15 protein-coding genes are annotated in these 12,468 nt (G+C 38.2%); 3 read left to right on the forward strand and 12 right to left on the reverse strand.

Features of this window, described 5'->3' with window-relative positions; genetic code table 11:
- The first annotated feature begins 35 nt into the window (after positions 1-35).
- The 3 genes from H3299_RS11380 to H3299_RS11390 all read left to right on the forward strand — a co-directional run bounded on the left by H3299_RS11380 (position 36) and on the right by H3299_RS11390 (position 2,293).
- Positions 36-719, forward strand: a complete 684-nt coding sequence (locus tag H3299_RS11380; RefSeq protein ID WP_182417779.1) for a response regulator transcription factor — start codon at positions 36-38, stop codon at positions 717-719.
- 518 nt (positions 720-1,237) lie between these two features.
- On the forward strand, positions 1,238-1,690 hold the full coding sequence (locus H3299_RS11385) for a cyclic nucleotide-binding domain-containing protein (protein ID WP_182417780.1): 453 nt from the start codon (positions 1,238-1,240) through the stop codon (positions 1,688-1,690).
- A gap of 78 nt (positions 1,691-1,768) precedes the next feature.
- Positions 1,769-2,293, forward strand: a complete 525-nt coding sequence (locus tag H3299_RS11390) for a gamma-glutamylcyclotransferase (protein ID WP_182417781.1) — start codon at positions 1,769-1,771, stop codon at positions 2,291-2,293.
- 54 nt (positions 2,294-2,347) lie between these two features.
- Here H3299_RS11390 and H3299_RS11395 read toward each other — a convergent pair whose 3' ends face one another.
- The 12 genes from H3299_RS11395 to rpoH all read right to left on the reverse strand — a co-directional run bounded on the left by H3299_RS11395 (position 2,348) and on the right by rpoH (position 12,033).
- Positions 2,348-2,887 (reverse strand): hypothetical protein, encoded by a 540-nt coding sequence (locus tag H3299_RS11395; protein WP_182417782.1) that lies wholly within the window; start codon positions 2,885-2,887, stop codon positions 2,348-2,350.
- A gap of 15 nt (positions 2,888-2,902) precedes the next feature.
- Positions 2,903-3,211 (reverse strand): PAAR domain-containing protein, encoded by a 309-nt coding sequence (locus H3299_RS11400; protein ID WP_182417783.1) that lies wholly within the window; start codon positions 3,209-3,211, stop codon positions 2,903-2,905.
- An 85-nt stretch (positions 3,212-3,296) separates the two neighbouring features.
- Positions 3,297-3,827 carry a tetratricopeptide repeat protein gene (locus tag H3299_RS11405; RefSeq protein WP_182417784.1) on the reverse strand — a complete coding sequence of 177 codons (531 nt, stop codon included), beginning with the start codon at positions 3,825-3,827 and terminating at the stop codon, positions 3,297-3,299.
- Between the two features lie 180 nt (positions 3,828-4,007).
- Positions 4,008-4,316, reverse strand: coding sequence for a PAAR domain-containing protein (locus H3299_RS11410; protein WP_182417785.1), 309 nt, complete (start codon positions 4,314-4,316; stop codon positions 4,008-4,010).
- A gap of 58 nt (positions 4,317-4,374) precedes the next feature.
- On the reverse strand, positions 4,375-4,995 hold the full coding sequence (locus H3299_RS11415) for a tetratricopeptide repeat protein (protein ID WP_182417786.1): 621 nt from the start codon (positions 4,993-4,995) through the stop codon (positions 4,375-4,377).
- 309 nt (positions 4,996-5,304) lie between these two features.
- Complete coding sequence (locus tag H3299_RS11420; protein WP_182417787.1) at positions 5,305-5,844, reverse strand: hypothetical protein; 540 nt, start codon at positions 5,842-5,844, stop codon at positions 5,305-5,307.
- 15 nt (positions 5,845-5,859) lie between these two features.
- Complete coding sequence (locus H3299_RS11425) at positions 5,860-6,168, reverse strand: PAAR domain-containing protein (protein WP_182417788.1); 309 nt, start codon at positions 6,166-6,168, stop codon at positions 5,860-5,862.
- 432 nt (positions 6,169-6,600) lie between these two features.
- Positions 6,601-7,119 carry a type VI secretion system amidase effector protein Tae4 gene (locus tag H3299_RS11430; RefSeq protein WP_182417789.1) on the reverse strand — a complete coding sequence of 173 codons (519 nt, stop codon included), beginning with the start codon at positions 7,117-7,119 and terminating at the stop codon, positions 6,601-6,603.
- Positions 7,120-7,122: 3 nt separating this feature from the next.
- On the reverse strand, positions 7,123-7,335 hold the full coding sequence (locus H3299_RS11435) for a hypothetical protein (protein WP_182417790.1): 213 nt from the start codon (positions 7,333-7,335) through the stop codon (positions 7,123-7,125).
- A 9-nt stretch (positions 7,336-7,344) separates the two neighbouring features.
- Positions 7,345-9,669 carry a type VI secretion system tip protein TssI/VgrG gene (gene tssI, locus H3299_RS11440; RefSeq protein ID WP_182417791.1) on the reverse strand — a complete coding sequence of 775 codons (2,325 nt, stop codon included), beginning with the start codon at positions 9,667-9,669 and terminating at the stop codon, positions 7,345-7,347.
- A gap of 324 nt (positions 9,670-9,993) precedes the next feature.
- Positions 9,994-10,509, reverse strand: a complete 516-nt coding sequence (locus H3299_RS11445) for an Hcp family type VI secretion system effector (RefSeq protein ID WP_182417792.1) — start codon at positions 10,507-10,509, stop codon at positions 9,994-9,996.
- A gap of 567 nt (positions 10,510-11,076) precedes the next feature.
- Positions 11,077-12,033 (reverse strand): RNA polymerase sigma factor RpoH, encoded by a 957-nt coding sequence (gene rpoH, locus H3299_RS11450; RefSeq protein ID WP_182417793.1) that lies wholly within the window; start codon positions 12,031-12,033, stop codon positions 11,077-11,079.
- Positions 12,034-12,468 lie beyond the last annotated feature (435 nt).

Consider the following 12,468-nt stretch of genomic DNA (forward strand, 5'->3'; position numbering starts at 1 on the left):
CAATGGCTATAAATGCCCTTGATAAGGAATGACATATGAGCGGTCGTACAATTTTAGTTATTGATGATGATGATGACCTACGTGGAATTTTGGTTGAACAATTGCAAATGCATGAAGAATTCACCGTTTTTCAAGAAGATAGAGCCTTGCCCGCGATAGAACGCGCTAAAAAAGATGATCTTGATCTTGTGATTATGGATGTTGGTTTACCTGATCTTGACGGCCGAGAAGCGGTAAAACAAATGCGCCAAAATGGGTTTCGCGCACCGATCATCATGCTAACTGGTCACGATACTGATTCTGATACGATTCTTGGCCTTGAAGCTGGCGCTAATGACTATGTTACAAAACCTTTCCGTTTTGCAGTATTGCTTGCTCGTATCCGTGCGCAGTTGCGCCAACATGAACAAAGTGAGGATGCAACCTTTCAAGTAGGTCCTTATATTTTCAAACCAGGCCAAAAATTGCTCATTGATGAAAAAGGCGGTAAAATTCGCTTAACTGAAAAAGAAGCTGCTATCATTAAATATCTTTATCGGGCGGGCGAAAAAATCATTAGCCGCGATACCTTGCTTGAAGAAGTATGGGGTTATAATTCAGGTGTTACCACTCATACACTTGAAACCCATGTTTATCGCTTGCGCCAAAAAATTGAAAAAGATCCTTCGAATGCTCAGCTTTTGGTAACTGATAGCGGCGGATATCGTTTGGTGCCTTAATGAAAAGAAATGCTAATTTGCGCCTCATATTATTTAAGTAAAGTGCGGCGTAAATAGCAAAAATTAAGAGAATTTCATTTCTGATCTAAATAAGCGCCTCATTTATCACTAGCATATTTTCATTAAATTGGATCACCATCGAAATTCCAAATATGTGCTATATGAAATCGTTACAAAAAGCATAATTGATGGAGTTAAACTCAAACGAGATTGGTTTTAGTTAATTATGTGATAATCATAACGAGTGCATTATTGGCTAAGTTGGAAAGGAAATTCTCGTAAAGATTGTAGTTAAATAAAAAAATGAACATTAATTCTGATAAAATGTCACATAAGATATAAAATGCGGTGATGTTAAAACTATTTTTAGTTATTAGCAGTTAAATATTAGCTATTCATAGTTGGATATTGCTATATAGCAAATATGGTGAAAAATTTTGACTATGGGTTAGGATTATTGCCTAATTGCTTTTGCATATTATATCGGAGAGGAACTCTTTTGAATTTGGTAAATGGCCATGTCGGTTGAAGAAGAATTGCTAATTTTAAAGCAGCTTGGCTTTTTTCAATGCTTTACCGATGAGCAATTGCGCCTTGTTGCCTTTGGGGCAGAGAGGGTTCAGTTTCGCGCTGGCCGTGAATTATTTCGCGAAAATCAACCAGCTGATAGCGCATTCATTCTTATGTCAGGTCAAATTGACCTATATCAAATGGGCAATGAAGGGCCAATATTGGTTCATAATGTTATGCCGGGTTCGATGATTGGTGAACTTAGTCTTATTTGCAAAATGAAACGCTCTGTTAGTGCAGTTGCGGCAGACGATGGCACAGCGTTGCGCGTTAGCCGTGGTATTTTTAGGCGCATTCTTGATGAATATCCGCAGGCAGCCAAGCTACTTTTTGAGCATTTAAGCAATGATTTCCATCACATGGTGGAAAGATTGAGTAATACACAAATTACAAAAGAATAACGGCTTTATTTAACAGCAGCGCAGGTCACTATAGTTTTTAATTTCATGATAATCAGCAGTTTATAAGGTCAAAAATTCATGGATTCATTTTGGGTATTTGGCTATGGTTCTCTCATGTGGAATCCGGGTTTTGTTTATGAAGAAGCAAAGCTTTGCCGTCTTCATGGCTATCATCGCAGTTTTTGCATCTATTCTACCCATTATCGTGGTACCGTCGAGCAACCAGGTCTCGTCCTTGGCCTTAAAAAAGGTGGGTCTTGTCTTGGACTTGGGTTTAAAATCGCTGAAGAACATGCTCAAAAAACTTATGATTATCTCGTCGAGCGCGAACAAGTAACAGGCGTTTACAAAGAAAAACATCTAAATTTATATTTTGACGATCACAGTCATAATCATGGTCTTGCTTTTGTTGCTGATCCCTTACACGAACAATATGCGGAAAAACTTGATTTACAAAGCATGGCTGATTTAATCAGTAAGGCGGCGGGAATAGCCGGTAAAAATGCCGATTACGCCCTTAATACCGTTGAACGTTTACAAAAAATTGGCATTCATGATCGCCAACTTACCAAGCTTGCACAAATCTTAAAAACAAGCACATAAAAACTTGGTTCCACTTTAAGATCTGAACAAAATAAAAACTCATGATTGCAAGGTTTAATATCCGCGTTCTTTTAGCATATTGATCACTTCATGGGGTAAGCGATTTTGTAAATCTATTGGCAAATCAATTTCTGGCAAATCTGGTCGAGCAGCAAGTAGTAAGCAGACGGAACCAATATTATGCTCACCACATTCAATTATTTTTGATAAGCAATTTTCAGGCAAAACTATTGGATTGGTTAATAAGGCTGCAAATTCGTGATTTGGCTGAGATGTAACTCTAAAATCCAATTTGTTCCATATCGTGAAAATATCTTTCAAAACTGCATTTTCACACCATGTTAAAGCAGTCGTTGCCTCTTTTGTCCAACCGATAGCATGATTGAATGAAATCCAATTTTGAGCAGGAAATTTTTGCAATTTTTCTGCCATGCGTAATGATACGGCTATTTGCTCTCGCCAATCTTCTGACTTTTGACGATTTTTCGACCAGAACTGCGCATTGGCATGAATTTCATACCAGATATCAATAGCCGAAAAACCATCACCCAAAACAATGAGCGGATTGATATCATTAATGTCCCATTGTTGCATTATGGATTATTAACCTTACTCATCACCATCATCAAAAAATACATCCAGAGACCCCGTTTGCGAAACTCCACCGCAGTCAATAGCATCGCCAATACGCGCTGCAGGACGACCGTTTATAAATATCGTTGGCGAACCTTCTGCTTGCTTTCTTGGATGATCTGGAGCTGGGCATGTAGTGCAGCCATGTGCAGCATAACTATCCCCAACGCGAACTGCTGGAATATCATTTATAAACACATCAGGACTACCACTTATGGCATCAGTTGATGGAAAGTGGCAACTATGGCCAGAACCGATATCACCTTTTCGAACACTTGCCAGCATGACTATTCCACTTTATGTTATTATATTGATATATAATAAACGTTATTTGTATTTTACTACGTATCCATTATATAAAAAAAGAAATCTAATTAAATACTGCTTCTATTCTTTCCAGCATTTTAATTGCACGAGTATCACCTTGTTCAGCAGCCAATTTAAACCATTTAATAGCCTTTACAATATCGCCTGCATTATTTTCACCTGTACCTTTAGCATACATAATACCCAAATTGTATTGTGCTTCAGCATCACCTTGCTCAGCGGCCAATTTAAACCATTTCATAGCTTCAATATCATTTTTTTCAACGCCTTTGCCTTTTAAATACATAATACCTAAATCGTATTGTGCATCAACGTGACCTTGCTCAGCAGCCAATTTAAACCATTTCATAGCTTCAATATCATTTTTTTCAACGCCATCACCTTTTTCATATTTCAAGCCAATTTTAAATTGCGCCGGTGCTGATCCTTGTTCTGCACTTAAAGCTAGCGTCTTGGCATTTTCTAATTCACAATTATAAAAATAAATAAAAACACTTATCACTATAATAAAAATTATAAACAAAATATATATAACTCTTTGTTTAATCGTATTAATAAATTTAATTGGTGCCACTACATATATCTCCCATTTCATTATGATGGTAAGACCTTAATCAAGCCCCATGTTATTGGTTGACTGTATTACAGTTTTCCCAATAGATGGAAGACAACGAAAATAATCTAAACCTCCCACATATTGGCGAAGAGGGTAATAATCATTAATGTCCCATTGTTGCATCATGGATTATTAACCTCATCCATCACCATCATCAAAAAATACATTAGGAGCCCCTGTTTGTGAAACTCCACCGCAATCGATTGCATCACCAATACGCGCTGCAGGACGACCGTTTATAAATATCGTTGGCGAACCCTCCGCTTGTTTTCTAGGATGATCAGGCGCAGGACATGTAGGACAGCCATGTGCAGCATAACTATCCCCAACGCGAACTGCTGGAATATCATTTATAAACACATCAGGACTACCACTCGTGGCATTGGTTGGTGGATAATGGCAGCTATGGCCAGAACCTATATCACCTTTTCGAACACTTGCAGTCATAATTACCGCTATTTGTTCTTATGTGAGTAACTCAAACAATTTTTTATAAAATATAAATTTAATCGACTAGCCACTTTAATGCGTTTTGGGCATTGATATTGCCTTGCTCTGCGGCAAGCTTATACCACTTAATAGCTTCGGTGTCGTTCTGGGCAACCCCCTCACCTCTTGCATATAATGATCCCAAATTAAGCTGTGAGTATACATCTCCTCGCTCTGCAGCAAGTTTATACCATTTAATGGCCTCACTGTAATTTTGCTCCACCCCTTTGCCGTTTGAATACATTTTACCTAAATTAAATTGAGCTTCAATGAGGCCTTGATTAGCTGCTAGTGTAAACCACCGAAACGCTTGATTATAACTTTTTTCTACTCCTTCACCATGTAAATACATTATACCTAAATTGAATTGAGCTTCTGGGAGGCCTTGATTAGCAGCTAGTGTAAACCATTCAATTGCTTTGTTGTAATGATGAGAGCTACTATTGTCGTTATAATATACTATTCCCAAATTAAATTGAGCCTCGGGCACCCCTTGTTCAGCTTCCAAAACCAATTGTTCAATACTTTTTTCATTAATATAAAATTTATTATAAACGTAAAAAAATAAAATAAACATAAGTATAAATAATATTAAATACTTCTTTTGGAATTTTATTTTATTATTTGATAAATACATTTATTTTCCTTTTACTTATCCTAGGATCAGGATCCATTAATTTGAACGAAATAGTATGAGGAAATTTTTGTGAGAACCCAAAGATTGTATTTAAGAAGAGCCGACGAGAAATATAAATATTTTCAAAGGCTCTTAAACAAAGTTATCGCGAGAATTGGCTATGTCCTGAAGGGACACAAAAACAGAAGTAATCTACAGCGTCGTAAAGCTCACTTCAGTATACCCCACTTTTCGCTTTCCTCCCCTTTATATCAAAACTGTATATTTTTGCTATTATTGTGCCAGTTCCTAAATTAATCAGTCCTGCCCCTAGTATCCGCGTTCTTTTAGCATATTGATCACTTCATGGGGTAAGCGGTTTTGTAAATCTATTGGCAAATCATTTTCTGGCAATTCTGGTCGTGCAGCAAGTAACAAGCAGACTGAACCAATATTATGCTCACCACATTCAATTATTTTAGATAAGCAATTTTCGGGCAAAACTATTGGATTTATTAATAAAGCTGCAAATTCGTGATTTGGCTGAGATGTAACTCTAAAATCTAATTTGTTCCATATTATAAAAACATCATTCAATGCTGCTTTATCACACCATGTTAAAGCAGTTGTTGCCTCTTTTGTCCAACCAATAGCATGATTAAGTGAAATCCAATTTTGGACAGGAAATTTTTGCAATTTTTCTGCCATGCGTAATGATACGGCTATCTGCTCTTGCCAATCTTGTGATTTTTGACGATTTTTTACCCAAAATTGCGCATTGGCACGAATTTCATACCAGATATCAATAGCCGAAAAAGCACCACCCAAATCAATGAGCGGATTAATATCATCAATGTCCCATTGTTGCATTATAAGTTATTAATCTCATGCATCGCTATCATCAAAAAATACATCCAGGGACCCCGTTTGCGAAACTCCACCGCAGTCAATAGCATCACCAATACGCGCTGCAGGACGACCGTTTATAAATATCGTTGGCGAACCTTCTGCTTGCTTTCTAGGATGATCTGGCGCAGGACATGTTGGACAGCCATGCGCTGCATAACTATCCCCAACGCGAACGGCTGGAATATCATTTATAAACACATCAGGACTACCACTTGTTGCGTTAGTTGGTGGATAATGGCAGCTATGACCTGAGCCTATATCACCTTTTCGAACAGCTGATGTCATATTATCATTCCCCCAACAAGTTACCATTTTCAATTATTTTTATTGTATTCTTTGCAAATAAACATGTAATTAAAAAAATAATTCCCACAACGACCCATGGATATATCTTATCGGACAACGGAATTAGATCTTTGTTTATGAAAAAACGAAAGAAATATACTAAAATTCCAATTGTTATAATATAAATAAGCGAATACTTAATTATAAGTAATATAAATTTAAAATAATAATCAAAAATATTTTTTTTAAAAATCAATAAATAAATAGTTATAATAAAAATCATTAATATAAAAATTAAAATAAAGGGATTTATAAAAAAATTATCTCTAGAATATTCAAACCCTCCTTCTCCTTCTAAATAATATATTAAATTATTTAGATAATAATAACTAATAATAAAATATATAATTGAAATGATGCAATTTGTTAATGCTATTTTAATTCCCAAAACCAAACCTCCCTACATTTACTCCATGCTGATACATCGGGAGCTAACGTCTCCCACATAGCACGCGACCAACGAAACAAATAACCAGTGGTCTTATTTTTATTCCATAAATCAATATGATCACCTGATCTATTTTCCCATTGCTGATTACCTACAGTATAATAATCTTTAAAAAATATTATACCTGTTTTCCCGTCAATTTCGTTGTGAAAATTTTCTGGATTTAATTTTACTCTTTCTTTCATTCCTTTAACCGGCATTGTATTTAACCAAACTGCCAACTCTTCTGCTCTGAGCACATGTTTACCAAGATAATTATGTGCCGGCCCATAACATTTCACTGCAGGGCAACTACTGAAATCAACTCCTGAGTCTAAAAGCGCATGAGATACGCGAATAGCGCATTGATTGCTAAAATCTCCTGGACAAGGCTTGCTTTCAGAAGGGTAATTATCCCATAAAGTTTTAAATGAAATAACTTCCATATTAACATCTTGTGCCATCTTCTACTCCTCATTCATTCTCATTGCATCGTCACATATGAAAATCTCAACTTGAACTTCATTTTCTCTTAATATAGGTGCAGTTAAGCCCTTTTCATCTGTATGACCAAAATGAGAAGTTCCATCAGATATTTTAATGAAATAAGGCGTTTTTAACAATGGCTCACCAGTATTAGCATTAAGTAATCTTTTCCTTATCGTGAACAACTTAGCCATTTTAATTCCTCAGTTTAACTTTATTTTTGCAGCAGTTAAAGAAATTGAATTTGCTGCATCTGCAATTAAGCTATCATCGGCTGCTAAAATAAATTTTTTACATTTCATGGCTATTGTTCCATTTGCATTGAGAGTAATCATAGATTCACCACAAGATATATTGATTGTCTTAGAGCTGTGTAGGTTTAACGTTTTATCTGAATTTATAGATGTAGCTCCTGCTGAGGATATACTTATATCCTTATCAGAACGTAGCTTTAGTTGTTCACCAGAATATATTTCTTTATGTTTTTCTACATAAGAAGAATCTGAACCACCAATATATTCATTTTTATTTGATGCTACTCTTATACTAAACTCACCTCTATTCGTGCCTGATAGTGAATTTACATTCAATTCATCACCTAGATAATCAATCCCTCTTTTATTATTTTTATCAAATTGACTAATCGGTTTATGTGAACCAGTTGGTCCAATTGTAATTCCCATAGAACCAATAACATATTGATCGTGATTGGCATCTACTTGTAAAATACTATTGCCCCCCACGGATTCCACCTTATTATTATCTATCCTCATTGTCTTGTTGTGTTTAATCTTTGTATTCATATCACGTTCAGCATGGATGTAAAATTCCTCTCGTCCTCTGTCATCTTCGAATGAAAGCTCGTTAAATCCAATCTTACCTTTTTCATTTTTATGGGTATCTGAACGAATAACCATTTTGGTCTTATCTTCAGGCAAATCATAAGCAGGCTTATTAGTTTCATGATAGGTTCGCCCGATGATAATGGGTTGATCCGGATCACCTTCAAGAAAGTCCACGATTACTTCATGACCAATGCGTGGTAGCGCCATACCACCATATTTACCACCGCCCCAAATCTGGCTCACCCTTATCCAGCAAGATGAATCTTCTGCCTTTGGGTCTTTGTGGCGGTCCCATGGGAAGTGAACCTTAACGCGGCCATATTGGTCGGTGTGGATTTCTTCACCCTCTGGCCCAACCACTGTGGCGATCTGCGGCCCATCAATGAGCGGCTTGTTGGTCTGCGGGGCGCGGTAGGGCAAGTGCGAAGGCTGCACGGCAAAGGCATTGGCATAGACGGTGGCATTGTCAGCACCGTTGTTGTTGCCTTGAATGGCTAGCCCCATGCGGCGGTTTAAGCTCTGAGTAAGCAAGTTAGGGCTATGCGATGATGTTGTGCCAAAGCTAAGGCCTGATAGCGTTGTGCCATGCAGACCCGGAGCAACAATGCCCGTGTCTGCCATACCCACCCCTTGTGCATCCTCACCCCATGCTTGCGGCTGCACGCCTTCATGACGAATGGTGAGCAGCCGCCATTTTTGGTTTAAACGATCATCTGGATGCTCAAACAAGGTAATGCCATGGCCAGTTAGCAAATGCGGTGCATTAGAAACACCATAGCCGAGTGAGGCGTCTACACGCGTTGCTTCTAGCTTATAACGGGTGAAGGCTTTACCGGCACTATCCTTCTTATAACGACCTGGATAATCATAAAGCTCATAATCATGCTTTTCACCATTAGGATTAGCGGTGCGTTCTTTATGCTCTTGATTGTAGACTGGGTTCTTGAAGGTGTAATCGCGCTGCACAACCGTTGTGGCGCGCAATTTCTCACGATAAGAAAGCGATGAGCAAAACAATCCCTTAACTGATCCTGATGCGAGAGAATTATATTCAATCTCTTTTAAGCCTGGGCAATCATGCAAGACATTGGGCTTGTCGGAGATAATAAGCTTTAACAGCCCTTCCTTGTCATGCTCAAAGTAATAGAAAATACCTTCTTCGGCCAAAATACGCTCAACAAAGCCAAGATGGCTTTCACGATATTGCACGCAATATTCACGCGCATCGTGACTACCTTCATCAATATCCCAAGTGACATTTTCAATACCATGCTCTGAGAAGAGTTCCTTAACAATATCGCCAACTTTTTTGGTCTGGAACACACGGCAATCAGAACCATGATCCAAACGATAAAGACTTGGCATAAGCATAAGGCGATAGGCAGTACGGTGATGACCTCGGTCACCACGCTCAGCCTCTACCACAACGCCAGAGAAATGACGCAAAGTTTCCATATATTTATGATGGACGGTTAAAGTGCCTGGACTATCAAGCAAGGCTTGCAGATCAATATTATCATCACTGCTTGACAACATGACTTCAATCTTGGTCATACCAAAGATCGCTTCATCGACCGCAAAGGCGGTGACGACAAAGGTGTCATTAGGCGCTTCCTTCATCCAATAGCTAAAGGCAATATCCTGATCTTGAAATTGTTTTGGCAATATTGGCATAGCGCTCATGGGTCTTCTCCAGATGATAAATTGAAAGCAGGACAATTAAACAAATATCGAATAAGGCCGATAAAGGCCTCTATCATTCTTGGTATGAGATAAAAAACGAAGCTAATGCTTGTCTTTTTTTTCATGTGCCTATTTATTAAAACAAGGCCATGATTTTTCCCGTAAAAAGGCCTAAATCACATCGGTAGTGCTCTAACCCCGTGAAGCATACCGATGATAATATACCCCCATGCACCGTTCTGATAAAATGCATGGGGGGCAAAAGTTAAGATTGAGGACTTGTCTTTAAACCCCTGATAAGACCTCAATCTTACACTTTAAAGTTTAAGCCTTAGGCGCACGCCAATCATCAGCACCTGATGTGCCAGCAACTGCATGTTCCCATTCAATCTTACGATAGCTTAGTGATACAGTGACCAATTGGGTAAAGTCTGCATTCTTGGCATCTTGGCAATGCGGCATGTTGCAATCAATATCAACAATGATCGCATCAGTAAGCTTGGTGGTAAAGAAATGCTCTTGCTTACCGGATGTATTGGTACGATACCACTTTACTTCACAGGTGCTGAGCATTTCGCCAGAAGTGAGCGCATTGTAAAGCAAAGGTGTTGCTTTGCTCAAAGCTGCTGTGAACTTGAAAGGCTTATGAACGCGTTGACCGGAAGGCTGGCCCGACTGTGGATCACGAGGAATGGTGACAACATGATCAATGGCCTGAACGAGGATTTCGTCTTCATGGCCTTCTTGCCAGATATTGCCGATTGAATCTTCAGAGGCTGCACCTTGAGTGATTGGGCCCTGTGTTGTACCTTCGATTTTAATATAGGCTGGTGTTGGCATTTCTTTATCCTTTTATATAAACAAACAAACTTACATTTTAAAAACTGACGGCACTTAAATCCCTTGAACAAGAGCTTAAAATGATGATAGCCAACAGTCCTGTGAGCAAAGAAAGTTCAAAGGAGAAATGAAAACCCTTGCCCACAGTAAATACTAAGCAAGTTTCATGCCAACTCGGAGCAATAACAAAAATAAAATGACAAGCAATTGAAAATAAACAATAAATTAAATTTTAGCCGCCATACATTCAATTATTAGCAGGTACTAATAACTGCAAAAAATTGCAGTCCATTTTTGCTAAAAACAGCTAAAAACACACCTAACCATAAGAAAACAAAAAGAAAAACACCAGACTGCAAAAAATTGCAGTCGACTGCAATTTTTTGCAGTAATTAGAATGTTATTAATACTCTAATATAAAAAATCCTTGATATTTATCAAATGATTTTTCAGCAGTTATTCAAAAAAACCTCCATCATGCAATGAAAGGGTTTTTAGTCAATAAATTGCAAATGAATTAGGGACATTTTTCATTGTCAAGCAATGTCCCTAATTATGATGTTTATATTAATGAGCTGAAATCGTTTTATGGTTATGTTCGACCGCTTCTTCTTGCGACACAGCCGCAGCCTTAACCGCCTCTTGTACCTTTTCGAAAGCACGCACTTCAATCTGTCGTACACGCTCACGGCTAATGTTAAACTCAGCTGATAACTCTTCCAAAGTCATAGGATCTTCTGCCAAGCGGCGCGCACTAAAAATACGCTTTTCACGATCATTAAGGCCAGCCATGGCATTTTCAAGCATTGTACGGCGATTTTCAAGCTCGTCCTGATCGATCAAAGTTTGTTCTTGCGATGTTGAATCATCAACGAGCCAATCTTGCCACTCGCCGCCCTCGCCTTCACTGGCGCGAATAGGCGCATTTAAAGAAGCATCGCCTGAAAGGCGCTGATTCATGGATACAACCTCTTCTTCAGAAACATTAAGACGCGTTGCAATCTCCTTAACTTGATCAGGCTTTAAATCGCCATCATCAAGCGCTTGGATTTTGCTTTTCATTTTGCGCAAGTTAAAGAATAACCGCTTTTGATTGGCGGTTGTCCCCATTTTAACGAGGCTCCACGAGCGCAAGACATATTCTTGGATAGAGGCTTTTACCCACCACATAGCGTAAGTGGCAAGACGAAAACCGCGCTCTGGCTCAAAGCGCTTGACTGCTTGCATAAGCCCAACATTGCCTTCAGAAATAACTTCACCAATGGGCAATCCATAGCCGCGATAGCCCATGGCAATCTTGGCCACCAAGCGCAAGTGACTTGTTACTAATTTATGGGCCGCCTTTGGATCTCCATGCTCGGCATAACGCTTGGCCAGCATATATTCTTCCTTAGGCTCAAGCATAGGAAAGCGCCGAATTTCTTGCAGATAACGGCTTAAACCACCGTCACCGGCAGTAATAGTAGGCAATGAAGTAGTTGACTGGGCCAAAATTGCACCCTCCGTTGTTACAGCTCCCGACATGGCAAGCCTTTGGCATGATCTTTTTAAAAACGATCATATATTTTCAGTTAAACGACCAATTTAGGCGAAAAAACGAACAAAGATAAAAAAAATTCTAACGAAACAGTGATTTGCATTTTTTAACAATTGCATCCCATGTCCTTGAGAAATTATCATAACAACAAATTAAGAACAGATTATTGCAGATGACTATTTTGTTCAATTTTTCAATTAAAACAATGGACTATTTTTATTGTTCACAAGGATATGAACCAAAGTTAGCCATTAGATATAAGGTTGATCTATGCATTTTCAATAGGAATAAATTATAAAAAAATTTCATAACTATTTTATAATATAGATCTTCCTATAATCTACCAATTCAAATTTTCTTGAAAAACATCTAACAAAAAAATGAATTTGCTTATTAAACGATTTCCCCTACTATGAGATAAA

Origin of the sequence: Bartonella sp. HY038 (assembly GCF_014117425.1) — a bacterium.
In the GTDB taxonomy this organism is placed as follows: Bacteria; Pseudomonadota; Alphaproteobacteria; order Rhizobiales; family Rhizobiaceae; genus HY038.